Source organism: Pseudomonas grandcourensis, from assembly GCF_039909015.1.
GTDB classification, from domain to species: Bacteria; Pseudomonadota; Gammaproteobacteria; order Pseudomonadales; family Pseudomonadaceae; genus Aquipseudomonas; species Aquipseudomonas grandcourensis.
In genome coordinates this window covers 3,537,331-3,561,875 of sequence record NZ_CP150919.1, presented here as the reverse complement: position 1 = coordinate 3,561,875, position 24,545 = coordinate 3,537,331, and the positions used below count along the sequence as shown (strand labels likewise).

The 24,545-nt window shown below is 60.3% G+C and carries 21 protein-coding genes; 8 read left to right on the top strand and 13 right to left on the bottom strand.

Annotation, left to right across the window (positions count from 1 at the left end):
• Positions 1-46 precede the first annotated feature (46 nt).
• The 12 genes from AABM52_RS15855 to AABM52_RS15800 form a co-directional block, all read right to left on the bottom strand.
• Positions 47-313 carry a DUF2790 domain-containing protein gene (locus AABM52_RS15855; RefSeq protein ID WP_347906690.1) on the bottom strand — a complete coding sequence of 89 codons (267 nt, stop codon included), beginning with the start codon at positions 311-313 and terminating at the stop codon, positions 47-49.
• 290 nt (positions 314-603) lie between these two features.
• Entirely contained in the window at positions 604-1,548 is a 945-nt protein-coding gene (locus AABM52_RS15850) for a carbohydrate kinase (RefSeq protein ID WP_347906689.1), read from the bottom strand.
• 6 nt (positions 1,549-1,554) lie between these two features.
• On the bottom strand, positions 1,555-3,060 hold the full coding sequence (gene xylB, locus AABM52_RS15845; protein ID WP_347906687.1) for a xylulokinase: 1,506 nt from the start codon (positions 3,058-3,060) through the stop codon (positions 1,555-1,557).
• 74 nt (positions 3,061-3,134) lie between these two features.
• Complete coding sequence (locus AABM52_RS15840) at positions 3,135-4,607, bottom strand: mannitol dehydrogenase family protein (RefSeq protein ID WP_347906685.1); 1,473 nt, start codon at positions 4,605-4,607, stop codon at positions 3,135-3,137.
• Positions 4,608-4,623: 16 nt separating this feature from the next.
• Complete coding sequence (locus tag AABM52_RS15835; RefSeq protein ID WP_347906683.1) at positions 4,624-5,727, bottom strand: sn-glycerol-3-phosphate ABC transporter ATP-binding protein UgpC; 1,104 nt, start codon at positions 5,725-5,727, stop codon at positions 4,624-4,626.
• 33 nt (positions 5,728-5,760) lie between these two features.
• The gene (locus AABM52_RS15830) at positions 5,761-6,591 is read right to left on the bottom strand and encodes a carbohydrate ABC transporter permease (RefSeq protein ID WP_347906681.1); all 831 of its coding nucleotides are present in this window, start codon (positions 6,589-6,591) and stop codon (positions 5,761-5,763) included.
• A gap of 8 nt (positions 6,592-6,599) precedes the next feature.
• A complete protein-coding gene (locus tag AABM52_RS15825) occupies positions 6,600-7,499 on the bottom strand; it encodes a sugar ABC transporter permease (RefSeq protein WP_347912636.1) in 900 nt (299 codons plus the stop codon).
• Between the two features lie 178 nt (positions 7,500-7,677).
• Complete coding sequence (locus AABM52_RS15820; RefSeq protein ID WP_347906679.1) at positions 7,678-8,988, bottom strand: sugar ABC transporter substrate-binding protein; 1,311 nt, start codon at positions 8,986-8,988, stop codon at positions 7,678-7,680.
• Positions 8,989-9,233: 245 nt separating this feature from the next.
• Positions 9,234-10,139 (bottom strand): AraC family transcriptional regulator, encoded by a 906-nt coding sequence (locus tag AABM52_RS15815; RefSeq protein ID WP_347906677.1) that lies wholly within the window; start codon positions 10,137-10,139, stop codon positions 9,234-9,236.
• 61 nt (positions 10,140-10,200) lie between these two features.
• Positions 10,201-11,091, bottom strand: a complete 891-nt coding sequence (locus AABM52_RS15810) for a phospholipase (protein ID WP_347906675.1) — start codon at positions 11,089-11,091, stop codon at positions 10,201-10,203.
• Between the two features lie 105 nt (positions 11,092-11,196).
• Complete coding sequence (locus AABM52_RS15805; RefSeq protein ID WP_347906673.1) at positions 11,197-12,495, bottom strand: glycosyltransferase; 1,299 nt, start codon at positions 12,493-12,495, stop codon at positions 11,197-11,199.
• A gap of 74 nt (positions 12,496-12,569) precedes the next feature.
• On the bottom strand, positions 12,570-12,932 hold the full coding sequence (locus AABM52_RS15800) for a response regulator (protein WP_347906671.1): 363 nt from the start codon (positions 12,930-12,932) through the stop codon (positions 12,570-12,572).
• A gap of 246 nt (positions 12,933-13,178) precedes the next feature.
• Here AABM52_RS15800 and AABM52_RS15795 point away from each other — a divergent pair, with 246 nt between their 5' ends.
• The 5 genes from AABM52_RS15795 to AABM52_RS15775 all read left to right on the top strand — a co-directional run bounded on the left by AABM52_RS15795 (position 13,179) and on the right by AABM52_RS15775 (position 19,723).
• On the top strand, positions 13,179-16,670 hold the full coding sequence (locus AABM52_RS15795; protein WP_347906669.1) for a response regulator: 3,492 nt from the start codon (positions 13,179-13,181) through the stop codon (positions 16,668-16,670).
• Positions 16,670-17,503, top strand: a complete 834-nt coding sequence (locus AABM52_RS15790; RefSeq protein ID WP_347906668.1) for a protein-glutamate O-methyltransferase CheR — start codon at positions 16,670-16,672, stop codon at positions 17,501-17,503. Before AABM52_RS15795 ends, AABM52_RS15790 begins: the two co-directional genes overlap by 1 nt.
• Positions 17,500-18,093, top strand: a complete 594-nt coding sequence (locus AABM52_RS15785) for a chemotaxis protein CheB (protein ID WP_347906667.1) — start codon at positions 17,500-17,502, stop codon at positions 18,091-18,093. The genes AABM52_RS15790 and AABM52_RS15785 overlap by 4 nt, the downstream gene beginning before the upstream one ends.
• Positions 18,087-19,268, top strand: a complete 1,182-nt coding sequence (locus AABM52_RS15780; RefSeq protein ID WP_347906666.1) for a hybrid sensor histidine kinase/response regulator — start codon at positions 18,087-18,089, stop codon at positions 19,266-19,268. Before AABM52_RS15785 ends, AABM52_RS15780 begins: the two co-directional genes overlap by 7 nt.
• A 77-nt stretch (positions 19,269-19,345) precedes the next feature.
• Positions 19,346-19,723: a response regulator gene (locus tag AABM52_RS15775; protein WP_007970583.1), complete on the top strand. Its 378-nt coding sequence runs from the start codon at positions 19,346-19,348 to the stop codon at positions 19,721-19,723.
• A gap of 75 nt (positions 19,724-19,798) precedes the next feature.
• On the opposite strand, the gene AABM52_RS15770 is transcribed toward AABM52_RS15775, so the two are convergent.
• The gene (locus AABM52_RS15770) at positions 19,799-20,854 is read right to left on the bottom strand and encodes a tetratricopeptide repeat protein (protein WP_347906665.1); all 1,056 of its coding nucleotides are present in this window, start codon (positions 20,852-20,854) and stop codon (positions 19,799-19,801) included.
• A gap of 215 nt (positions 20,855-21,069) precedes the next feature.
• On the opposite strand from AABM52_RS15770, the gene AABM52_RS15765 reads away from it, so the two are divergent.
• The 3 genes from AABM52_RS15765 to AABM52_RS15755 are packed head-to-tail and all read left to right on the top strand — an operon-like array spanning position 21,070 to position 24,365.
• The gene (locus AABM52_RS15765; RefSeq protein WP_347906664.1) at positions 21,070-23,205 is read left to right on the top strand and encodes an FUSC family protein; all 2,136 of its coding nucleotides are present in this window, start codon (positions 21,070-21,072) and stop codon (positions 23,203-23,205) included.
• Positions 23,195-23,395 carry a DUF1656 domain-containing protein gene (locus tag AABM52_RS15760; RefSeq protein ID WP_347906663.1) on the top strand — a complete coding sequence of 67 codons (201 nt, stop codon included), beginning with the start codon at positions 23,195-23,197 and terminating at the stop codon, positions 23,393-23,395. Before AABM52_RS15765 ends, AABM52_RS15760 begins: the two co-directional genes overlap by 11 nt.
• Before the next feature lie 4 nt (positions 23,396-23,399).
• Positions 23,400-24,365 (top strand): HlyD family secretion protein, encoded by a 966-nt coding sequence (locus AABM52_RS15755; RefSeq protein ID WP_347906662.1) that lies wholly within the window; start codon positions 23,400-23,402, stop codon positions 24,363-24,365.
• The last annotated feature ends 180 nt before the right edge of the window (positions 24,366-24,545 follow it).

The following is a 24,545-nucleotide window of genomic DNA, read 5'->3' as shown; positions in this document are numbered from 1 at the left end:
GCAACCCTCAAAGGAATACCGCCAGGTACCAAATCAGACTTTTCTGTCAGCTCTGGTTCTCGCAAGCGTCGGACAGTTTGCGGTAGGAAATTTCTGCGGGTTTCCCCGTGTCATCGATGTACTTCATCTCGGCCTTCACCACTTTGCACTCCAGGGTGTCTGGCTCGGTCAGTGAAATCACTTTGCTGACATGCAATGGCATGCCGTAGTGATAGGGCACGGCTTGCGAGGTGGTGGTGTCATCGGCCTGAGCCAGACCGGAAAACGCGGTGCAGGCGAGGGCGGCGGTAACCAGCAGGGTGCGAGTGTTCATCAGCGATCTCCGGTGCGGACGGAATGTCAGTTCGATGTGTCGCTTGTCGAACTTGCCGCACTGGGCGTCAGAACAGTCTGAGGGCGTGCGGTCCAGTGAAGTGTCGGATCGCACGGTTAAGCGAGGGTTAACCCGGCTGAACACCGCCTGTCGCGGATGCGCGATCCTGTGTATCAGTTAAGACCATAGGGCGCCTGATGGAAAGTCATTGCGAACAAGGGTGGACACAAATGCTTTGAACCACCCGCAACCCTGTGGCAGCGAGCCTGCTCGCGATGAGGCCCTCGCACTCAGCGCAAATCCAGTTGCTTGCGATAAGGCAAGTCCGGCCCGGTCTTGCTGCACGTCAGCGCCGCCGCCTGAACCGCGAACTTCAGCATGCGGTCGATCTGCTCGCGGCCAAGTTGTTTCACACCCTCTACCGAGTCCAGTTGCTGTTCGGTCAACCAGGTAATCAGCGCCGCCTGAAAGGTATCGCCCGCGCCCACGGTGTCGACTATTTTTACCGCAGAGGCGGGAGTCGACCACGAACCGTGAGCCCGGCTGAACACGCTAGCGCCAGCGCCACCCCGGGTCAGGAAGACCAGCTGACAGCGGTGCTGCAACCAGCCTTCGATCACCTGCGCCGGGTCCTTGCCTGGGTACAACAGATGCAGGTCCTCGTCGCTGACCTTGATCAGGTCGGCCAACTCCACCAGCGTCGCGATCCGGTTACGCCACAAGTCGATGTCCGGCTCCGGGTTCAGGCGCACGTTCGGATCGAGGCTGATCAGGCGCTTGCCGCTCTCCCGGCGCACCAATGCCAATAGCGTGTCGGCAATCGGCTGCACCACCACGGAAAACGAGCCGATATGCAGGCCGCGCACTTCAGGCCCGAGTGCCGGCAGGTGTTCCGGTTGCAACTGTCGATCCGCGCAGCCTTCGCCACGGAAGCTGTACTGCGGCGAGCCATTGGCCCCCACGGCGACCATTGCCAGGGTGGTCGGCGCGGCAAAATCCAGCAGGTAGTCCTGGCACACGCCCTCATCCTGCAACACTTGCAGCAGGCGCCGGCCCAGGTAGTCGGTGGACAACCCGGCCAACAGCGCCGCGTCCACGCCCAAGCGGCGCAAGCCCACCGCCACGTTGAACGGCGAGCCACCGGCAATGGCCTTGAAGTTCACTTTGGACGCCAGCCCACTGGCGTCGTTTTCACTGAAAAAATCGAACAGCGCTTCGCCACACACCAGGTACATAGTTGTTCACTCTTTAATTAGGGTTGCGACTTGCTGTTGATAGCGTTCATACGCCAGCTGACAGGCTTGTACATTGTCGGCGACCGGCAGGGTTTTACTGGCCGGGTCGAGTTTTACGCAGCGCTCGCACAAATCCGCCAGGTTGTCTTCGCGCCCGTTCGCCCGGGAGACGCACCAGGCCGCCTGAATCGCCGCACCCAAGGCAGCGGCCTCGCTTTGTTCGGTGCAGATCACCGGTGTATTCATGGTGTCGGCGACGATTTGCCGCCAGATCGCACTTTTCGAGCCACCGCCGATCAGCCGAATGCTGCGGTTTTGTAAGCCATTGTGGCGTAGCAGGTCCAGTCCGTAGCGCAAACCGAACGTCGTGCCCTCAACCACTGCGCGGCACAGATTGGCCCGGGTCAGGTTAGTCATGGTCAGGCCCGACAGGCCGGCGCTGGCATGGGGCAGGGCGGGCACCCGCTCGCCATTGAAGAACGGCAGCATGCAAACACCGTCGGCACCGATCGGCGCCTGGGCAACCAGCTCGTTGAACTGATCGATGTCGAGCTCCAGCAGGTCACGAATCAGGCCGGTGGCATTGGTCAGGTTCATGGTGCAGATCAAAGGCAACCAGCCGCCGCTCGAAGAACAGAAGGTGGCTACCGCGGCATCCGCGGCGACGTTCGGCTGATCGGCGTAGGCGTACACCGTGCCCGACGAGCCGAGGCTCATGGTGATTGCACCGGGCTGGATGTTGCCGGTGCCGATGGCGCCCATCATGTTGTCACCGCCGCCGCAAGAGACCAGGGCCTTCGGGTTTATACCCAGATGTTCGGCGATGTCCGGGAGAATGGTACCGACCGCCTGGTGGGCATCGATCACTTCCGGCAGCGCGGCTTGCAGGCGCCCGCTGGGGTCGATGTCACGCAACAATTGCACATCCCACTGGCGCGTTCGCACATTGAAATACCCGGTGCCCGAGGCATCACCGTATTCGCTGCAACTGCGGCCCGTGAGCCAGTGGTTGAGGTAATCGTGGGGCAGCAAGATGCGGGCGATCCGGGAGAACACCTCGGGATGCTGCTCTTTGGTCCATAACAGCTTGGAGACGGTGTAGCCCGGCGCGATGACCACGCCGAGGCGCTCCAGCGAACCCTTTTCGCCACCGAGGTGGGCCAGCAGTCGATCATTTTCCGGGGTGGTTTCGGTATCGCACCAGAGTTTGGCCGCACGCAACACCTTGCCCTGATCGTCGAGCAGCACCAGGCCGTGTTGCTGACCGGAGACGCCAATGCCGAGAATCGACTGACCATCGACTTTGGCCGCGAGGAGGGCGCGACGGGTGGCGGTGGCGAAGGCTTCCAGCCACTGCCGGGTGTCCTGTTCGCGACGGCCATTGGGGCCGCTGATCAGGCTGTGGCTGGCGGCTCCCAGGCCTAGCACTTCACCATTGGCTGCATCGAGGATGATGGCTTTGGTGCCCTGGGTGCCGCAATCGATGCCGAGGAAGAGTTGTCGGGTTGTCATGCAAGATCCTTGGAAATCAGTAAACCCTCATCGCGAGCAGGCTCGCGATGACGGCAGTTGCTACACCACCGACCTCAAGCCAGCACCCGCTCCAACGTCCGCGACACCCCAACCTCGCGCAAACTGTTGCAGCACCACTCGAACGCCGCGACAAACTCCGGCGAGCGCGCAATCTGCGTGCCGAAAATCTCCTCGACCGCCAGCAAGCGCTGGGTAATCAGCACATCATCGGCCACCAGTGCCTGGCAGAACGCCGCCCGCGGATCCGCAATCGTGTAGGTCTCGCCTTGTTCATCCACGCCCTTGAGGTACAGCGCCCACGCCGCCACCACCAAAGCCGCGCGCTTGGTCTCGCGGCCATCGGCGATCAAGCGGTTGATGGTTGGTACGGTGAATTTCGGAAACTTCGACGAGCCGTCCGAACACACCCGTTCAAGCTGATCGGCAATCGCCTGATTGGAAAACCGCGCCATCAGGGTGTTCTTGTATTCGCTCAAGTCGATTCCCGGCACCGCCGGCAGCTGTGGCGTCACGTCCAGGTCCATGTAGGCGCGCATGTAACGCACGAACAGCGGGTCGTTCATGGCCTCGTGGACGAAGCGGTAACCCTTCAGGAACCCCAGGTACGTCAACGCCAGATGACTGCCGTTGAGCAGCTTGATCTTCATTTCTTCGTAGGGCGTGACGTCGTCGGTGAATTGCACGCCGACCTTTTCCCAGGCCGGTCGACCGTTGACGAACCGGTCTTCCAGCACCCATTGCGCGAAGGGTTCGCAAACCACCGGCCAGGCATCGTCCACGCCATGCCGGTCCGCCAGTTGCAGGCGATGAAGGGTGCTGGTCATCGGCGTGATGCGGTCGACCATCGCGTTGGGGAAACTGACGTTGGTGTCGATCCAGTCGCGCAACTGGCTGTCGCGCAAGGCGGCGAAGGCCAGCAGAGCCTTGCGGGTGACGGCGCCGTTGTGGGGCAGGTTATCGCAGGACATCAGGGTGAAGGCCACTGTGCCGGCGGCGCGGCGCCTGGCCAGTGCCGCACAGAGGAAACCGAACACGGTTATCGGGGTGCCAGGGTGCGCCAGGTCATGCTGGATCTGCGGCAAGTGCGCCATGAACTCGCCGGTGCTGTCGTCGATGCAGTAACCGCCTTCGGTGATGGTCAGCGAGACGATGCGGATCTCGGGGCTGGCCAGTTTGTCGATCAATGCCTGGGCGTCGTCTTCGGCCAGCAGCATGTCGCGGATGGCGCCGATCACCCGCACTTCGGTGTCGTCGCGATCGCCAAGTTCGAACAGGGTGAACAGATAATCCTGATCCTTGAGATCGTCACGGGCACGGCGGTCTTCAGCGCGCAGGCCGACACCGCAGATGGCCCAGTCCAGGCCTTCACCGGTATTCATCAAGGCGTCGGTGTAGTACGCCTGATGGGCACGGTGGAAACCGCCGACGCCGATGTGCGCGATGCCTTGGCGGGTCTCGCCCAAGGCGTAGGCGGGCAGGACCACTTCAGGGGCCAGGCGGTTGAGGTTGAGTTTGTTCAGTTTCATCGCAGGCTCTCTGAAATCAGGCAGCGACGCGCAGCGGGCGGGTCAACGCCACGCCGTCGGCATCGAATAAATGGCAGTGTTGCGCATCCAGATGCAGGCTCAGGGATTCACCGTAGCGGCTGGCCAGATCGCCGCGAACGCGCAGGGTCAGGGCTTCGCCGGATGCCGTCCGGACGTGGCAGAAGGTGTCGCTGCCCAGGCGTTCGCTGACATCGGCGGTGACCTGCAAGGTGCAGTCGCCGGGTTTGGCCAACTCCAGATGCTCCGGGCGAATGCCCAGCGTCACCGCACTGCCGACGCTCAGATTCCTGCCGCTCAAGGGCAGGTTGATGCGGGTTCCGGCGTCCAGTTGCACTTCGCAACCCTGGTTGTCGACGCGGGTGACCTTGCCCTTGAGGAAGCCCATTTTCGGCGTCCCCAGGAAACCGGCGACGAACAGATTGGCAGGCTGGTGATAGAGATCCAGCGGCGAACCGACTTGCTCGATCTTGCCGCCATTGAGTACGACCACTTTGTCGGCCATGGTCATCGCTTCGACCTGATCGTGAGTCACGTAGATCATCGTGGCTTGCAGTTCTTTGTGCAGGCGCAACAGTTCCAGGCGCATCTGCACCCGCAGGGCCGCATCGAGGTTGGACAACGGCTCGTCGAACAGGAAGACTTTCGGGTTGCGCACGATGGCCCGGCCAATCGCCACGCGTTGGCGCTGACCGCCGGACAGTTGTTTGGGCTTGCGCTCCAGCATCGGCCCCAGTTCGAGGATGCGCGCCGCTTCGCCGACCTTTTTCTCCACTTCGGCTTTCGCCACGCCGGCCAGGTCGAGGGCGAACGACATGTTCTTGCGCACGCTCATGTGCGGGTACAGGGCGTACGTCTGGAACACCATTGCGAGGTCGCGCTTGGCCGGGCTCACTTCGGTGATGTCGCGGCCATCGAGCTCGATGGTGCCGTCGCTGACTTCCTCAAGCCCCGCGATCAACCGCAGCAGCGTGGATTTACCGCAGCCCGACGGGCCGACGAAAACCACGAACTCCTTGTCGTTCACTTCCAGGTCGATGCCCTTGATGATGGAAAAGCCTTCGAAGCCTTTTTGCAGATTCTTGATTTTCAGGTTGGCCATGGTGGCGCTCCTTTTGTGCTTATTCTTTGGGGGCTATTTCACGGCGCCGAACGACAGGCCGCGCACCAGTTGTTTCTGGCTGATCCAGCCGAAGATCAGGATCGGCGCACAGGCCAGGGTCGAGACGGCCGACAACTTGGCCCAGAACAGCCCTTCGGGGCTTGAGTACGAGGCGATCAAGGCGGTCAATGGCGCGGCTTTCGACGAGGTCAGGTTCAGCGACCAGAAGGCCTCGTTCCAGCACAGGATCAGCGACAGCAGCACCGTGGATGCCAGGCCGCCCTTGGCGATGGGCAGCAACACCCGCAGCATCTCCTGGGCCAGCGTTGCGCCGTCCAGTCGCGCGGCCTCGAGGATGTCCCTGGGGATGTCCTTGAAGTAGGTGTAAATCATCCAGACCACGATCGGCAGGTTGATCAGCGTGTAGATCACGATCAGCGCGATCCGCGTATCGAGCAGGCCGAAACTCTTGGCCAGCAGGTAGATCGGCATCAGCACGCCCACTGGCGGCAGCATTTTGGTCGAGAGCATCCACAGCAGCGTGCCTCTGGTGCGCTGGGTTTCGTAGAACGCCATGGAGTAGGCGGCCGGCACCGCGATCAGCAGGCACAGGGCCGTGGCGCTGAAGGAAATCACCACCGAGTTCCAGGCAAAGCTGAAATAGTCGCTGCGCTCGTTGATGTGCAGGTAGTTCTCCAGCGTCGGCATGAAGATGAACTGCGGTGGCGTGGCGAACGCGTCGATTTCGGTTTTGAAACTGGTCAGTACCATCCAGAAGATCGGGAAGAAAATCACGATCGCGATGGCCCAGGCCAGCGTACCGAGCAGCAGGCTTTGCAGGCGACGGTATTGTTGAAGAGTCATGGCAGGCCTCAGGCTTTGTCGGTCAGGTTTTTGCCGATCATCCGCACCAGGATGATCGCGGCGATGTTGGCGATGACCACGGCGATCAGGCCGCCCGCCGAGGCCATGCCGACGTCGAACTGCACCAGCGCCTGGTTGTAGATCAGGTAGGCGAGGTTGGTCGAGGCGTAGCCGGGGCCGCCGTTGGTGGTGGTGAAGATTTCGGCAAACACCGAGAGCAGGAAGATGGTTTCGATCATCACCACCACCGCGATCGGCCGCGCCAGGTGTGGCAGGGTCAGGTGCCAGAAAATCGCGATGGGCCCGGCGCCGTCCAGGCGCGCGGCTTCCTTCTGTTCCTGGTCGAGGGACTGCATGGCGGTCATCAGGATCAGGATCGCGAAGGGTAGCCATTGCCACGAAACAATGATGATGATCGACAGCAGCGGGTAGTGCGCCAGCCAGTCCACCGGTTGCGCGCCGAACAGCTTCCAGACGTAAGCGAGGATCCCCGACACCGGATGGAAAATCAGGTTTTTCCAGATAAGCGCGCCGACGGTGGGCATGATGAAGAAGGGAGAGATCAGCATCACCCGCACGATGCCGCGACCGAAAAACTCACTGGCCTCAAGCAACGCACTGATCAGCACACCGAACACCACACTGATCAGCAGCACGCTGCCTACCAGCAACAGCGTGTTGGTGGCGCCGGGCAGGAAGCCCGAGTCGGTGAGGAAGTAGGTGAAGTTTTCCAACCCGACGAACTCGTTCTCGCCGGGGTTGAGCAAGTTGTAGCGAATTGTCGAGAAGTAGACGGTCATACCCAGCGGTACGATCATCCACAACAGCAGCAAGGCCACCGAAGGGCTGACCAGGAACCAGCCGGGATTGGTCACGCGGCTTTTGCGCTGGGGTTGGGCAATGTCCATGTGAGCTTTGGCAGTTGATGTATTCATGGTGTTGAACCGATTGGGTACAGGCTATGAAGATCAACTGTGGGAGCGAGCCTGCTTGCGAAAGCGCTCTATCAGTCACGAAAATGCGTCGGTTGTACCGGCCTCTTCGCGAGCAGGCTCGCTCCCACAGAAGGCGAGAGCGAGATTTGGGTTACTTGGGATAACCCGCGCGCTTCATCTCGCGTTCGGTGGTTTGCTGGGCCGCTGCCAACGCCTGGTCGACCGTGGTCTGGCCGATCAGCGCCGCCGAGAAGGATTTGCCGACCTGGGTACCAATGCCCTGGAACTCGGGAATGGTCACCAACTGGATGCCGATGTACGGCACAGGCCTGGCGCCCGGCTTGCTCGGGTCCGCGGCCTTGAGCGACTCCAGCGTGACCCTGGCGAACGGCGCGGCGCTCATGTACGCCTCGCTGTAGGTCGAGGCCCGGGTGCCCGGCGGCACGTTGGCGATGCCGTCCTTTTCCGCGACCAGTGCGCCGTATTCTTTTGACGTGGCCCAGGCACTGAAGGATTTCGCCGCGTCCTTGGCCTTAGAACTGGTCGGAATGGCCAGCGCCCAGGAGTACAACCAGGCCGAGCCCTTGTCAGTGACCTGGTGCGGCGCATAGGTGAAGCCGACGTGATCGGTGACCTTGCTCTGGGTCTTGTCGGTGACGAACGAGCCGGCGACGCTGGCATCGACCCAGATCGCGCATTTACCGCTGTTGAACAACGCCAGGTTTTCGTTGAATCCGTTGCTCGATGCCCCCGGCGGGCCGGATTTCTTCATGGTGTCGACATAGAAGTTCAGCGCGTTTTTCCATTCGGGACCGTTGAATTCCGGCTGCCACTTTTCATCGAACCAGCGCGCGCCATAGGCGTTGGCCACCGTGCTGATCAGCGCGATGTTCTCGCCCCAGCCAGCCTTGCCCCGCAGGCAGATGCCGTACTGTTCCTGCTCGGGTTTGTTCAGTTTGGCGGCGAACTCACCGATCTGCTCCCAGGTCGGACGCTCGGGCATGGTCAGGCCAGCGTCCTTGAACAGGTCGGTGCGGTAATAGGTGATGGAGCTTTCGGCGTAGAACGGCAGGGCGTACAGCGAGCCTTTGACCGACAGGCCTTCACGCACCGACGGGAACACGTCGTCGAGGGCATAGCTGGTCGGCAAATCTGTCATTGGTTCCAACCAGCCCTTGGCGCCCCAGAGTGCGGCTTCGTACATGCCGATGGTCAGTACATCGAACTGCCCGCCCTGGGTGGCGATGTCGGTGGTCAGGCGCTGGCGCAGGACGTTTTCTTCGAGGACCACCCAATTGAGCTTGATGTCCGGATGCTCGGCCTCGAAGGTTCTAGAGAGCTTTTGCATGCGGATCATGTCGCTGTTGTTGACGGTGGCGATGGTCAGGGTCTGCGCGCCAAGGCTGACGCTGCTGAGGGTCATGCAGGTGAGGGCAAGCAGAGCTTTTACCGAAGGTTGCATCGTGCACTCCTTTTCTGCATCCGGCGGGAAACAGAAGGACAGTTATTGTTTTTGTGTCTTCCTGCGGAGGGAAGAATCTGTGCTGATTACATCCTTCAATGGCAGGCGAGACAAATCATCCATCGCACTTTGATCGATACTTTTTTGCACTGAATATTTGGATGGAGGACGCAGGGCAGGGCTTTTCAGCGAGGGAGGGGTATTGAATCCGTACAGGTTTTATAGCTTTTAGCAGAATTTGATTTTTAACCCAGGTTTTGCTCTGTCAACCGCTGCACCACCAGCCGCCGGTAATGCGAAGGGGTCATGCCCTTGAGCTGCTGGAAGCGCCGGTTGAAGTTGGAAATATTGTTGAAGCCCGATTCGAAGCAGACATCAGTCACCGGCTTGTCGCCATCAGCCAGCAACTCGCAGGACTTGCTGATGCGCAGGCGATTGACGAATTCGATGAAATTGCGCCCGGTGGCCTGCTTGAAAACCCGGCTGAAATAAGTCGGTTTCATGCCCAGGTGCTCGGCGACTTCCTCCAGCGTCAAGTCCCGTGCGTAATGGGCGAAGATGTAATCCACCGCGCGGTTGGTGCGGTCGATGTTGTGCTCGTCCGCCAGTTGCGGGGTCGTGGCGCCGGAGAGCAATTGGTAGTCGTCGGTGGCCGCAAGCAATTCCAGCAGAATGAAAAAGTGCCCGAGACGGGTCACACCAGTGGTATCGGCGATGCGCTGCATCAGATCCATCGCCTTGGCGATGGTGTGCTTGCAGCGAAACTCGATACCGTACTGCGCGCGCTCGAGCAGCGGTGCCAGGGCCTTGAGTTCGGCGAACACCTGATAGCCGCTGTCGAACAACTCGTCGGTGAAGTTGACCAGCATGTCGCGCTTGGGCACCACTTCATCCTCGGCGACCTGGCTGATCCAGTTGTGGGGCAGGTTGGGGCCAGTGAGAAACAGTGTCTGGGGATAGAAGTTGCCGATGTAGTCGCCGATGAACACCTTGCCGGAACTGGCGACGATCAGGTGCAGTTCGTATTCCTTGTGGAAATGCCAGCGCACCAGCGGGCAGGGGAAACCATGCTGGCGATAGATGATGGACAAGCCGTTGTGGTCGTCCATCAACTCGTAGGAAGGATCGGTGACTCTGGTGGTGCGGGTCATGTCAGGGCGCTTTTGTAGTTATCCCGCCCGGATCATGCCTCTTGCCGCAGGGCTAAGGCTACTACCGTCGGTTCGTCTGTTCGTGCAAGGCACGGCCGTAAACCGCTTTCATGCTGGTGGCGCTCCAGCAATAACGGACGATGTCGGACTCGTCGAAAAAATCGCTGCTGATGATGCTGCAACGGGTCACCCAGTTTCCCGTGGTGTTGAACCAGTCGTTGATCTGCCGCTTGATATTCCCGGGGCCGCCCAGCAGTGAGTAGGTGGTCGCGGACAGTGACCAGAGGAAGGTTTCGTAGGGCGCATCTTCCAGGGTCTGCGCGATGTAGCGTTGCAGTTCGACGGGGTCGGAGAACGTGTTGTCGCGCCATTTGTGCGGGATGCGTGGCCAGAAATACTCGCCATCGAGTTCAGGCCTGGCGGGTGCCGCCATGATCACCCGGCGATGCCGGCTCGCAGCTTTCAGTTCTCCCACTGTTTTGAGTCCGTCACCGGGAAGGACGGCTCGCAGCCCGAGACGACGCACGAGCCAGTCATTGAGTCGTTCATGATCGAAAGGTTTTTTGCCGTCGGCCAGTTGATGGAAGTCCAGCACGATGAATTCGTCCGGGTTTCGATCAAGGAACAGCAGCACCGCGTCGACCAGATCGTCCAGGGCGCGATGCGAGCGATAGCCGTTGTGGTGAAAGTAGAAGCCCGATCGAGCCGCACCGGCCGTGTAGCCCAGACGGATGTCGAAGGCGCGGGCGCCGTTGGCCAGTTGCCAGGAGAACGTGTCGTTCTGACAGGCGGTCCAGTTGCCGGTCACGACGTCGTAGTTCGGCGCTTTCTTGTCCATGCCGGCGTTATGCACGCCAGGCCAGACGATATCGGTGAGTTTGAGTTGATTGATCTCGAGGGTGTTGCTCATCCAGGTTTGCTTGTCGAGCAAACCACGTGTGTTGCCGGTCATGGCCATTCCTTGTGCGAAACACCCCGTCCATTGGGTGTGAAGCGCTCAGGTTACCCCCTTGGGCGCAGCTACGGTGGTAACTATGTATTGCACAAGGAGAGCGGGCTACTCCTGATTAAGCCGGTTCTTCGCCTCGATCCATTGCGCCATGTATTGAGTGCTCTTGTGCTGGTGATGACGCAGCATGCTGCCGGTAAAGTTATCTCGCCTGATGTTTGCCAGATCCCGTTGGCAATCGACCAGCCGCTGGATCAGGGCCGGGCCGTGAACGGATTTGCGGAAGCGGCTGGCAAGCAGGGTTTGCCCGTGCGCCTGGGCGTCCAGCCAGCGCGTCTTGTCGTTGTGCAGTTGCACGGCATGATCGGCGAACTCCCGTGCCGAACGGGTCACCGCACCGGGCCATGCCTCTTCGCCATGCATCGCCTCGGCACCCACTGGCGTCGTCACATTCGGTGTGCCACAGAGCATCGCATCGACAATCTTGCCTTTGATTCCCGCGCCAAAACGCAGAGGCGCCATGCAGACCCGTGCTGCTGACATGACTTGCAGGGCGTCTTCTGCCCAGTTCATGACATGAAAGCCCTGGGCCGGGTTATGCAGGGCAGTCGCTTTCGGTGGTGTGTAGGCACCATAGATGTGCAATTGAGCGCCGGGAATCTGCTCGCGAATCAGCGGCCAGATAGCGGTTTTCAGCCAGAGCACGGCATCCCAGTTGGGTGCATGGCGAAAGTTGCCGATGTGCAGAAAGTGCGCGCGATCTTCAAACGGCACGGGCGGTTGGGTCGGCAGGTCGACCATCAACGGGCACCAATGCAACAGATTGCGGGGAAACCTGAACTGCTCGACCAGCAATTCGATTTCCACTTCGGAAACCATCAGCGTCAGATCACAACGATAAAAGGAGGCGATTTCGCGCTTCGCCAGATCGGTATCGGCCATGTGTTCGAACTCTTCGCGCGAAGCCTGGGCGAACAGGTCGCTGAAGTCATTGTTGTCGTCACTGGCCTTCAAGCGCTCCTTGAGGCTTAGGTGCCGACCCAGCCTGAGGCTTTGCAGGTCGCAGCTTTCGAGCACGCGCAAGGCATCTGGGCAATACTTCTCGACCCGCCAGCCGAACTGTTCCTCCATCATGAATTGATCGAACAACACGATGTCCGGCGCCAGTTCGCTGATGAATGCGTCGAAACTGCTGTTGTTCAGTTCGATGGGGACTTCGCCGATACCCAGCGCCGTCAGGTCTGCGCGTTGCTCGCCGAAGCCTGCCGGGCTGCTGAACGTGATGTCCCAGCCTTGTTCCAGGAAAACCTCGAGAATCTGCATGACATGCCCGCTGGCCGCTGAAGAGCGGGGCTCGGGCCAGACGTAACCAATGACCAGGACTTTGGTTGCGCGGGGCTCAATCATGTATGGAAATTCCTTGAAGCAAAGACAGGGCGGAGGCGAAAAAGGCGCGCATTAAACCACAGCGCAGTCCAGGGTCACTCGAGAATGCTTTTGACCTTGTCGCGCAACTGATCAATGGAGAAGGGTTTGCCGATCACGTGCATGTCTTGAGGCACTTCAATGCTTTCGGCATAACCGCTGGCGAACAGGATGGGCAGGTCGGGGCGTAACGTGCGGGCGAGGGTGGCCAGTTCGCGGCCGTCCATGACCGGCAGGCCGACATCAGTCATCATCAGGTCAATGTGTTGGTTCTTGTCCTTGAGCTTCTCCAGCGCCTGTTCGCTGCCATCGGCTTCCAGCACCTTGAATTCCAGTTCTTCGAGTACGTCGACGATCAGCATGCGCACGATGGCATCGTCTTCGACGATGAGGATGGTGGAGGCGTTGGCAGATGACATGGTCGAATTCCCGAAAAAGATTGGCATTACCGGGCGCTGGAAATCACCGGCCACTTGCATGAGTAAGTGGCGGATCCCGACAAGTTCCCTGCGCGATGGAAAAAGGATTGTCGGCGCAGGCCAGGCAAGGATAACGCGGGCGCAGTGCAATTAGGACCTTGCGCGCAAACATGTCAGATAATTGGATCAATGTGCCAGTTTTGGGGCAAACTCCTTGCATTCCGACAGTTCGACAAGGCCTGCCCCATGACCCCAGCGTCCTCGGTTGATGAGCAACGATTTCGTAAACTGCTGAGCCGCAACATCAGCCTGCCTTTGGGTCTGGGTCTCATCAGCGCCGTGTTCTTCGTGTCGCTGATCACCTATTTACTGTCGACGATCCAGTGGGTGGAACACACCGACCGGGTGATCAATAACGCCAATGAAGCGGTCAAGCTGACCGTGGATCTGGAAACCGGGATGCGCGGTTTCCTGCTCAGTGGCGATGAACATTTCCTCGATCCCTACGAAACCGCCAAGCCGCGCATCGCCGTGGAGCTCAACTCCTTGCTCGAACTGACCGCCGACAACCCGGTGCAGACCGATCGCTTGCTACGGTTGCAGGCCTTGCAGCAGGAGTGGACCAACTACGCGCAATCGATGATCGATTTGCAGCGCAGTGGCGGCGATTATCGGGCCGTGGTCAAGGCCGGACGCGGCAAACGCCTGACCGATGAAATTCGCAAGCAGTTCGAGGCGGTGATCGACACCGAGCAACAGTTGCGCGCATCGCGCAATGATGACGTGCGCCGTACCACGATCATGAGCATCAGCCTCTACCTGTTGTTCATCGCCGGGGTCAGCGGGCTGCTGGCGTATGTCGGGCGCCGCGATTTGTTGACCCTGTCGCAGAACTACAGCGCCAACCTTGCAACCCAACAGGCCAGTGCCCATCGCCTGGAGCAGCAGGCCTGGCTGCGCAACGGCCAGACCGAACTGGCCGAGCAGGTGCTGGGGCAATTGAGCCTGAACATGCTCGGTCGCAACATCCTGCAATTCTGCGCGCAGTACCTGGGCACCGCCGTGGGGGCCATTTATGTGCGTGAAGACCACGGCGCCCTCAAGCGCATCGCCACCTACGGTTTCTCTCGCGAACAGGAGCAGCGTGAACAGCAGATCTACAGCGATGAAGGCATTGTCGGCCAGGTGGCGCAGCAGGCACGGCTGATTCGCCTGGATGAGGTGCCGGGAGATTACTTCAAGGTCAGCTCCGGTCTCGGTGACGGTTTGCCCCGCAGTGTACTGGTGGTGCCAACCAGTGACGACGAGCGGGTCAACGGCGTTATCGAGTTGGGCTTTCTGCGTCCATTGACGGACCGTGACGTTGAATTGCTTGAGCTGGTGGCCGGCAACATCGGCACCTCGATCGAGGCGGCACGCTATCGCCAGCGTTTGCAGGAGGTGTTGGCTGAAACCCAGCAACTCAACGAAGAATTGCAGGTTCAGCAGGAAGAACTCAAGACCGCCAACGAAGAGCTCGAAGAGCAGTCGCGGATTCTAAAGGAGTCCCAGGCGCACCTGGAAACCCAGCAGGTGGAACTGGAGCAGACCAACGAACAACTCGCCGAGCAGGCAGAAATATTGGCCGAGCAACGCGACGCCATGGACCTGAAGAATACCGAGCTCAATCAGGCCCAGATCCAGCTGGAAGAGCGCGCGCTAGAACTGCAGCGTTCGAGCAAGTACAAGTCCGAATTCCTCGCCAACATGTCCCATGAACTGCGCACGCCGCTCAATAGCTCGTTGATCCTGGCCAAGCTGCTGGCGGAAAACCCGGAAGAAAACCTCACTGCCGAGCAGGTCAAGTTCGCCGAGTCGATCTACTCCGCTGGCAATGACTTGCTCCACCTGATCAACGACATTCTGGATATTTCCAAAGTCGAGGCCGGCAAGCTGGAGATCCATCCGGAGAACACCAGCGTGGCGCGGCTGGTGGATGGCCTGCGCGGTCTGTTCCAGCCATTGGCCACGGACAAGCAGCTGGATTTCCAGGTGGATTTGCAGGACGGTGCGCCGCCGATGCTGTTCACCGACCGCCAGCGCCTGGAGCAGGTGCTCAAGAACCTGTTGTCCAACGCCGTGAAGTTCACTGAAAGCGGTAGCGTTGGCCTGTCCGTCGCCACGGCGCCGAATGACGGCATCGCGTTCACCATCCGCGATTCCGGGATCGGCATCGAAGTGGATCAGCACGAAAGCATCTTCGAAGCGTTCCGTCAGGCTGATGGCACCACCAACCGGCGTTACGGCGGCACCGGGCTGGGCTTGTCGATCTCCCGTGACCTGGCGGCCTTGCTCGGCGGCTCCATCAGCGTGACCAGCACACCGGGGCAGGGCAGTGTGTTTACCCTGGTCCTGCCGCAGCAGTACGTGGAGCCGGGCGAAGAGCCTGTCGAACCGATGCGAATCGCTTCTGTGGCGGCTGTGCCAAGTGTACTGCCGCCCACGTTGTCGCCATTGGTGGCCGACGTCGACATTCCGCGTTTCGACGACGATCGCAACAAGGGGCCGTTCACCAGCCGCTGCATTCTGGTGGTGGAGGATGAGCTGAACTTTGCGCATATCCTCTACGACCTGGCCCATGAACTGGGTTATCAGTGCCTGGTGGCCCACGGCGCCGATGAAGGCTACGAGCTGGCGAAGGCGTTCATCCCCGATGCGATCCTGCTGGACATGCGCCTGCCGGATCATTCCGGCCTGACCGTGCTGCAACGCCTGAAGGAACACGCCGAAACCCGGCACATCCCGGTGCATGTGATTTCAGTCGAGGACCGGGTCGAGGCGGCGATGCACATGGGCGCCATTGGCTATGCGGTCAAACCAACCACCCGGGAGGAACTCAAGGACGTGTTTGCACGCCTCGAGGCCAAGCTGACCCAGAAGGTCAAGCGCGTGCTGCTGGTCGAGGACGACGACTTGCAACGCGACAGCATTGCCCGCCTGATCGGCGACGATGACATCGAGATCACCGCCGTTGGCCTGGCACAGGAGGCGCTGGACCTGCTGCGCACGTCGGTCTTCGATTGCATGATCATCGACCTCAAGCTGCCGGACATGCTCGGCAATGACCTGCTCAAGCGCATGTCTACCGAAGACATCTGTTCCTTTCCGCCGGTCATCGTCTATACCGGGCGTAACCTGACCCGCGATGAAGAGGCCGAACTGCGCAAGTATTCGCGTTCGATCATCATCAAGGGCGCACGCTCGCCGGAGCGGTTGCTGGATGAGGTGACGCTTTTTCTGCACAAAGTCGAATCACGGTTGTCCCATGAACGGCAGAAGATGCTCAAGGTCGCCCGCAGCCGCGACAAGGTCTTCGAGGGCCGCAAGGTGCTGCTGGTGGATGACGATGTGCGCAACATTTTCGCCCTCACCAGCGCACTGGAGCATAAGGGCGCAGTCGTGGTCATTGGCCGCAACGGCCGCGAAGCGATTGAACGACTCAATGAGGTGCAAGACATCGATCTGGTGTTGATGGACGTGATGATGCCGCTGATGGATGGTTTTGAAGCCACCGTTGAAATCCGCAAGGACCCACGCTGGCGCAAGCTGCCGATCATCGCGGTGACGGCCAAGGCCATGAAGGACGATCAGGAGCGCTGCCTGCAGGCTGGCGCCAACGATTACCTGGCCAAGCCCATCGATCTGGATCGTCTGTTTTCGCTGATTCGTGTGTGGCTGCCGAAGATGGAACGGATCTAGTGGAGCGCAATTTTTCAGGGGAGCGAAACAGCGAAATCGAGTTGCGGTTGTTGATCGAGGCGATCTACCTCAAGTACAGCTACGATTTTCGCGATTACTCCGGCGCTTCGATCAAGCGCCGGGTCAACCATGCGTTGAGCCAGTTCGAGTGCAGTACCATCTCGGCGTTGCAGGAAAAGGTCCTGCACGATCCCGCTGCGTTCATGCAACTGCTGCAATTGCTGACCATTCCGGTCAGCGAGATGTTCCGCGACCCCTCGCACTTCCTCGCCATCCGCAAGGAAGTGGTGCCGCTGTTGCGAACCTACCCCTCGATCAAGGTCTGGATTGCCGGATGCAGCACCGGTGAAGAGGTGTATTCGATGGCCATTCTGCTACGCGAAGAGGGCCTGCTCGACCGCACGATCATCTACGCCACCGACATCAATCCGCGCTCGCTGGAAAAGGCCAAGCAAGGGATTTTCTCGATGGAGAACGTCCGCGCCTACACTGCTAATTACCAGCAGGCCGGTGGCCAGAGTTCGTTTGCCGACTACTATACGGCGGCCTATGGCTACGCGATTTTCGACAAGACACTGCGCGAGAACGTGACCTTCGCCGATCACAGCCTGGCGACGGACAGCGTATTCTCGGAAACTCAATTAATTTCATGTCGTAACGTACTGATTTACTTTAATAAAAAGCTTCAGGATCGGGCATTCGGACTGTTTCATGAGTCCCTCTGCCATCGCGGTTTTTTGGTGCTGGGCAGTAAGGAAACCCCGGATTTCTCAGCCTTCGGCGATCAGTTCGAGCCGTTGGTCAAACAAGAACGGATTTATCGAAAATCATGAAAAGTGCAACGAACCTGCCGGCGATCGAAGCGATCGTGATCGGCGCCTCCGCCGGTGGCGTCGAGGCGCTGTTGAACATCCTCGGCCCGCTGCGCGAAGGCTTCGCGTTGCCGATCATTGTCGTGCTGCACATGCCGGACGAGCGCCGCAGCCATCTGGCGGACGTGTTTTCCCGCCGGGTTGCGCTGCCGGTGCGGGAGGCGTGCGACAAGACCCCGGTCGAGGCCGGCACGCTGTATTTCGCCGCGCCCGGTTATCACCTGTCGGTGGAGCAGGATCGCAGCTTTTCCCTGAGCCTGGAGCCTCGTGTGCATCATTCGCGACCCGCCATCGACTACCTGTTCGAATCGGCCGCCGATGCGTACGGCGCCAATCTGGCTGCGGTATTGCTCACCGGCGCCAACCGCGATGGCGCGCGCGGCCTGGCCCTGGTCAAACAGCGCGGCGGCATGACCATCGTGCAAGACCCGCATGAGGCTCAGGTCGCCACCATGCCCCAGGCCGCGCTGGAGATGCATCAGCCGGATCACATACTTCCTGTACGCGGCATCGGCCGTTTGCTTGTCGAACTGGAACGAATCGCATGTTGAGTCATATCAAGGCCAAACTGCTGATCGTGGACGATCTGCCGGAGAATCTGCTGGCGCTCGAAGCGTTGATCAAGCGTGAAGACCGCATCGTCTACAAGGCGCTGTCCGCCGACGAAGCCTTGTCCCTGCTGCTGCAACACGAATTCGCCTTGGCCATCCTCGATGTACAGATGCCCGGCATGAATGGCTTCGAGCTGGCCGAGTTGATGCGTGGTACGGAAAAAACCAGGAACATCCCGATCGTTTTCGTCAGCGCCGCCGGGCGTGAGCTCAACTATGCGTTCAAGGGCTATGAAAGCGGAGCCGTGGACTTCCTGCACAAACCGCTGGACATTCAGGCGGTCAAGAGCAAGGTCAGTGTGTTCGTCGACCTGTATCGCCAGAGCAAGGCGATGAAGGAGCAAGTGCTGGCCCTTGAGCAAAGTCGCCGCGAACAGGAGACCCTGCTCAAGCAACTGCAAAATACCCAGCTGGAACTGGAGCAGGCGGTGCGCACGCGCGATGACTTCATGTCCATCGTCGCCCACGAGGTGCGCACGCCGCTCAACGGCCTGATCCTTGAAACCCAGCTGCGCAAGATGCACCTGGCCCGGGACAACGCCGCCGCCTTCACTCTGGACAAGATGCATGCCATGGTCGACCGCGACGAACGGCAGATCAAAAGCCTCATTCGCTTGATCGAAGACATGCTCGACGTCTCGCGCATTCGCACCGGCAAGTTGTCGATTCGGCCGAAGCGTGTTGACCTTTCGACGCTGGTTCATGACGTGTTGCACAACTTTTCCCGGCAGTTCGACGCCGCCGAGGCCTCGGTTTCGCTCGACGCCGCGCAACCGGTGATCGGAAACTGGGACGAGTTTCGTATTGAACAGGTCATTTCCAACCTGTTGACCAACGCCTTGCGCTACGGGGCCAAGAGCCCGATCTCGGTGAGGGTCTACAGTGAAGGTGGTCAGGCGCTGGTGGATGTGCAGGATCAAGGGATCGGCATCAGCGAGGCAAACCAGAAACGGATCTTCCAGCAGTTCGAGCGGGTATCGGCCAAACACGCCGTCGCCGGGCTGGGCCTGGGATTGTTTATTTCAGAACAGATTGTGGCCGCCCATGGCGGTACTATTACCGTCCAGAGCAGGATTGGCGAAGGCGCCTTGTTTCGCGTTTGTCTGCCGCTGTAGGAAAACAGCCAGGTAAACGCAACCTCTGAACGACCCCACGGTCGTATCAGCAGCAATTGACCGAACAAAGGCTTCCCATGAGCGAAGATGCACAAGATGTAGTACTCGTCGTCGAGGACGACCCCTCGATTCTGATGGTGCTGTCCGCTTATCTGTCGGGCGAGGGTTATCGCGTGTTGCAGGCCGAAAACGGCGAACAGGCTTTCGAGATCCTGGCGAGCAAGCCGCACCTGGACATGATGATCACCGACTTCCGCCTGCCCGGAGGAATCTCCGGCGTGCAGATCGCCGAGCCCGCCGTGAAGCTGCGACCAGAGCTCAAGGTGATTTTCATCAGCGGCTATGCCCAGGAAATCCGTGAGACCGACAGCCCGATCACGCGCAAGGCGCCGATCCTGGACAAACCCTTCGATCTGGACAAGTTGCAGGAACTGATGCAGGACATGCTTTCCTGAGCATTCAGGCGCTGATCATCTCCCTGACCTTCGCCGTCAACAGGTCGCGACGGTTCAACGAAATTTCAGTCGGGCTTAAAGCCCTTGTTGCAACGCCGGATCATCGGGGTTCATCTGTTCGAGCTGGGCCAACAGGATCTGCACGTTTTGCAGCTGCCCGCTTTCCTTCCAGTAATTGATCAGCAGGACCCGAGCCTTGCGATCGTTGGGATGGCGCTGAACGACTTCCTGCAACTGTTTCTGTGCCGCTTCGAGCTCCTGCTCACCGTGCAGCGTGGTGGCCAGGTCGTAGCGGTAATCGCGGTTGTTTGGCTCAAGTTCAACGGCTTTGGACAGGCCGAGCAGGGCGAATTCGCTTTGCTCGTGATGCAGCAGCCAGAGCCCCAGGGCATGTTGCAGGTAGGCCGAGTTGGGCTGTGCCTGCAGTTGCCTGGCCAACAGTTGCCGGGCGGCGTCGTTCTGGCCCTGTTTATCCAGTACCTCGATTTGCAGCACCAGCGCCGGCAGGTTGTCCGGCGCCAGGCGCAGGGTGTTGTCCAGCGCCTGTTGCGCTTCCTTGAGTTCGGCGTTGTGCAAATGCAGTCGGGCCAGCTGGTATTGGTTATCAGCGCTTTGCGGCTCGCTCCTGAGCACTTGCTCCCAGGCATCGATGGCTTGTTCCAGCGGCCCGAAATACAAACCCAGGTCATCCGGGGACAACCCCAGCAGCGCGTTGATGGCTTCCAGCCGCACGCTTTGTTCGCTGTCTTCGAGCAATGGTCCCAGCAGCAGACTGCGCTGGCCGTTCGGGACCAGGCCGCTGATGCTCCTGATCGCCGCGATACGTACGTCGGGCGACTCGTTCTGCAAGTCGGCATCCGCCAGCTTCAGGGCCACCGAGCTTGGGTAGTTGGGCAGTTCGGCATGCAACCAGATACGACGCTTGGGGGACAGGTCCGGACGGGCCAATTGCTGATAGAGCACCCGCGCGGCACCCGGTTGACCGGCACGGGCAGCCGCCAGCGCTTCGCTGTAGCCATGCTGGATGGCTTCGGGAACCACCGGGGTGGTATCGCGCAGGGAAAACCACGCAAAACCGATGACGAGCAGCGCGAAGACGCTGATAAACAGAATGCGGCGGGACTTGGGCATGCAGGAATCCGGAAGCTGGCAAGCTTTTGCAAAGGCGCCAGCTTCGGTCAGGCACGGCCTTGAGTCAAACCTTGACGACGTGCTCTCGCGATTCAAACCGTTGAACAGCCCTTCAGCCGACAAACAACGGGCCTGCAAGCGGTGTCGACAGCAAAACCTGTCGAGGCCACGCAGCAGTGACTACGCTTGCTGGAGGTGTCTCGACGAGTGTTCCCATGCAAGGGTTGTTGCAATACTTCAAGGCCATGCTCAACCCCGGGCCCGGGGTGCTGCTGTTTGCCCTGCGAACCATCGCGGCCGGGTTGTTGACCCTGTACCTGGCGTTTTTGTTCGACCTGGACCAGCCCAAGTGGTCGATCATGGCCGTGGTCATCATCAGCCAGCCACTGGGTGGCATGGTGCTGGCCCGCAGTTTTGGCCAAGTCATCGGTACCACCATGGGGGCGGTCGTAGCGGTGGCAATCATGGCGATATTTCCCCAGGCACCGTTGCCGTTCATCACCACCCTGGCCTTGTGGCTGGCGCTGTGCACCGCTGGTGGCACGCTGCTGCGCTACACCAGTTCCGGGGCATTCGTGCTCAGTGGCTACACCGCCGTGGTCATCGCGTTGCTGGCGATCCCCGATCAGGACGGCACCTTTTTGCTGGCGGTGACCCGCCTCACCGAAACCTTGCTGGCGGTTGCCTGCGTGTGCGTGGTCAGCCTGCTCACCGCCAGGCCGGAGGCCGTGGCCCGGGATTACTTCGCCAGGATCGATCAAATCACCCGGTTGCTGGCCACCCATGCCAGCGCCGTCATCCGCACCGAAGAGAGCGAAGCCGACTTCCAGCAGCGGCAAATGCAGTTGCTGGGCCAGATCAGCGGCCTGGAGGGCGTGCGCCGACACATGTACTTCGATGCACCACGGTTACGCAGCGCCAACGGTCTGGTGCAACTGTTGGGCAACCAACTGGTGCTATTGACCGCGCGGCTGACCGCCTTGCGCCACCAACGGCTGTTGTTGACCGAGCGCTGGGAGGGCGAGTTGCCTGAAGAGATTCAACGGCTGCGCGCCGAAGAACTGGCCTTTCTCGATGAGCTGGCACAAGAGGGGCGTTCGCTGTCCAGTGAAAAGCGCCACCATTTCACCTCGCTGCAACAACGCTTTGATGAACTGGCCTACAGGGCCGAACAGTTGACCGAGCCGCTGCCGGCCACCTTGCGCTCGCTGGCATGGTCGCTGCGCTGGGAACAGGCGCGTCTGTTGCAGCAGCTTGAGCAGATTCTGGAATTGAGCGACGCCATCCAGAGCGGGCGACCGGCCAGCAGCATGTATCGCGGGCGGGAAAACCCGCTGCACCTGGACTTCACCCTGGCGACCATGAACGCCATCCGGGCCTTTTCCGCACTGTTGATCGCAGGCCTGATCTGGATCGAAACCGGCTGGGACGGTGCCCGAGGCGGGATGGTGCTGCTGGGCATCCTGTGCTCGCTGATGTCGACGTTTCCCCGGCCGCTGCTGGCGGTGCAAAGCTATGCCAGGGGATTCGGGCTGGCACTGGTGGCCTCGGCGCTCCTTCAGTTCCTGTTTGTGCCGATGATCAGCAATTTCGAGATGCTTGCCTTGCTGCTGGTGCCCTTGCTCTACGCCGTAGCAGTGGGATTGGCCAGCCCCCCCACCACGGGTACGGGCATTGGCCTGGGGCTCACGACGTTTTTGTTGCTTGGCCCGTTGAACGTAGGGATCGGGCAAAACACCGCCATCCAGTGGTTCGAGTTTGCCGGGGCCTATACCTGCGCGACCGTACTGGCCTTGAGTGTCTATGCGCTGATCTTTCCGTACATGCCGGATTTGCGCATGCGCCGGCTCCACAAAGAGAACGGCGAGCAGGTGTACGCCTTGCTGAAAACCTCGGCGACCGATGAGCAGCAGTTTGCCTTCGAGAGCCGCATGGTTGATCGCCTGACCATGATGCTGGGGCTGCTGCCGGCAACCCGGGAGCCACAATCGCGCGAGCTGTTTCAAGTCAGCCTGGCCTGCATGGCGCTGGGTATTGCCTTGAATCAGCTCAGGCAGCAGGGGCAGAACAACGCACTGCTGAGTCCGGATCTGCAAAGTCGCCTGTTTTCGACGGTCCGGGAAACGGGCAGGCTGGTCGCCGGCCGGCCCGGGGTCGAAGTGGCGCGGGTACTTGATAGTCTGCACACCCTGGGTGACGACCTGGATGCGCTGCATACCGATGTCCATGAGCGCTTGTGGTCGGTGTTCCGCATGCGCGTGGCGCTGTTGATCGTGGTCTCGTTCGTCGAACGCTATCGCGGCTACTTTCAACCCTCAGGCCCTGAAGGAGACCCAGTCCTTGCCCATTGATCTGGAAGTGGGAGGTGCCTACCTGCCCCCGATTGCTCAGGCACTGTTGCTGGGCATACCGATTTTCCTGTTGCTGGACTGGACATTGCGGCGCCTCGGCGTTCTGCAGTTTGTCTGGCACGAGGCGTTGTTCGAAGGCGCGCTGTACGCCTGCGTCTGCGCCACGTTGATTCTGGTCATGGGAGCCTGATGCCTTGAAGAACATCCTTTCCCGACTCACGACGCTGGCGGTGGTACTGCTGGCCTTCATCCTCGGCTGGTTCGCCTGGGAGCATTACACCCGCGCACCCTGGACCCGGGATGCCCGGGTGCGTGCCGATGTGGTGACCTTGTCCGCAGACGTTTCGGGACGAATCGTCAGCCTGGCCGTGCAGGACAACCAGCATGTGAACAAAGGCCAGGCTCTGCTGGAGATCGATCCGGCGCGTTACACCCTGGCGGTGGAGCATTCCAAGCGTGCGGTGGAGGTGGCGAAAGCCTCGCTCGGGCAGGCACAGGCGGCGATTAGCGCCAGCGAAGCATTGCTCAAACAACGTCAGAGCGAAGAGCAGCGGCGGCGCACGCTCAAGGATCGTTCGGCGATTTCCGGCGAAGAGTGGGAAAAGGCCAACACCGATGTGTCGGTGGCCCAGGCCGACTTGCTGCGTAACCAGGCCAACCTGGTATTGGCCCAGGCCAACGTGCAACTGGCCATTGCCGCCTTGACCCAGTCCGAACTCGACTTGCAGCGTACCCATGTCGTCTCCCCGGTGACCGGCTATGTCACCAATCTGCTGACCCGGGAGGGCGACTACGCCTCGGCCGGCGGCCCGTTGCTGGCGCTGGTGGACAGTGAATCGTTCTATGTCAGCGGTTACTTCGAAGAAACCAAGTTGCCGCGGATCGGGGAGGGTGACCGGGTCAAGATTGAGTTGATGAGTGGCGAAACCTTCGGCGGCAAGGTGCAGAGCATTGCCTTCGCCATCGCCGACCGGGAAAACCTGCCGGGCGGCCGGCTGCTGGCCAGCATCAACCCCAGTTACACCTGGATCAAACTGGCGCAGCGGGTGCCGGTGCGGATCGAGATTGATGCCGACTATGCCGGTAAAAACAACTTGCGTGCAGGTACTACCGCTACCGTGACCGTCCAGGAAAACCACAAATCCAAGGACCAGCACTGACCCCCTGTAGGAGCGAGCCTGCTCGCGATGACGGACTCACATTTGAAGATGATGTCGACTGACACACCGCTATCGCGAGCAGGCTCGCTCCTACATGGGTTGGTGGCGAATTCAAAAAAAAGCCCCGCGACCGAATGAGACGCAGGGCTAAGGAATTGGTTGGTTGCGGCCAACCAAAGG

Excerpts from the sequence above, each read along its gene's own strand:
- AABM52_RS15855 (WP_347906690.1), bottom strand. The coding sequence starts at position 313 with ATGAACACTCGCACCCTGCTGGTTACCGCCGCCCTCGCCTGCACCGCG.
- AABM52_RS15850 (WP_347906689.1), bottom strand. The coding sequence starts at position 1,548 with ATGTACCTGGTGTGTGGCGAAGCGCTGTTCGATTTTTTCAGTGAAAAC.
- xylB (WP_347906687.1), bottom strand. The coding sequence starts at position 3,060 with ATGACAACCCGACAACTCTTCCTCGGCATCGATTGCGGCACCCAGGGC.
- AABM52_RS15840 (WP_347906685.1), bottom strand. The coding sequence starts at position 4,607 with ATGAAACTGAACAAACTCAACCTCAACCGCCTGGCCCCTGAAGTGGTC.
- AABM52_RS15835 (WP_347906683.1), bottom strand. The coding sequence starts at position 5,727 with ATGGCCAACCTGAAAATCAAGAATCTGCAAAAAGGCTTCGAAGGCTTT.
- AABM52_RS15830 (WP_347906681.1), bottom strand. The coding sequence starts at position 6,591 with ATGACTCTTCAACAATACCGTCGCCTGCAAAGCCTGCTGCTCGGTACG.
- AABM52_RS15825 (WP_347912636.1), bottom strand. The coding sequence starts at position 7,499 with ATGGACATTGCCCAACCCCAGCGCAAAAGCCGCGTGACCAATCCCGGC.
- AABM52_RS15820 (WP_347906679.1), bottom strand. The coding sequence starts at position 8,988 with ATGCAACCTTCGGTAAAAGCTCTGCTTGCCCTCACCTGCATGACCCTC.
- AABM52_RS15815 (WP_347906677.1), bottom strand. The coding sequence starts at position 10,139 with ATGACCCGCACCACCAGAGTCACCGATCCTTCCTACGAGTTGATGGAC.
- AABM52_RS15810 (WP_347906675.1), bottom strand. The coding sequence starts at position 11,091 with ATGACCGGCAACACACGTGGTTTGCTCGACAAGCAAACCTGGATGAGC.
- AABM52_RS15805 (WP_347906673.1), bottom strand. The coding sequence starts at position 12,495 with ATGATTGAGCCCCGCGCAACCAAAGTCCTGGTCATTGGTTACGTCTGG.
- AABM52_RS15800 (WP_347906671.1), bottom strand. The coding sequence starts at position 12,932 with ATGTCATCTGCCAACGCCTCCACCATCCTCATCGTCGAAGACGATGCC.
- AABM52_RS15795 (WP_347906669.1), top strand. The coding sequence starts at position 13,179 with ATGACCCCAGCGTCCTCGGTTGATGAGCAACGATTTCGTAAACTGCTG.
- AABM52_RS15785 (WP_347906667.1), top strand. The coding sequence starts at position 17,500 with ATGAAAAGTGCAACGAACCTGCCGGCGATCGAAGCGATCGTGATCGGC.
- AABM52_RS15780 (WP_347906666.1), top strand. The coding sequence starts at position 18,087 with ATGTTGAGTCATATCAAGGCCAAACTGCTGATCGTGGACGATCTGCCG.
- AABM52_RS15775 (WP_007970583.1), top strand. The coding sequence starts at position 19,346 with ATGAGCGAAGATGCACAAGATGTAGTACTCGTCGTCGAGGACGACCCC.
- AABM52_RS15770 (WP_347906665.1), bottom strand. The coding sequence starts at position 20,854 with ATGCCCAAGTCCCGCCGCATTCTGTTTATCAGCGTCTTCGCGCTGCTC.
- AABM52_RS15765 (WP_347906664.1), top strand. The coding sequence starts at position 21,070 with ATGCAAGGGTTGTTGCAATACTTCAAGGCCATGCTCAACCCCGGGCCC.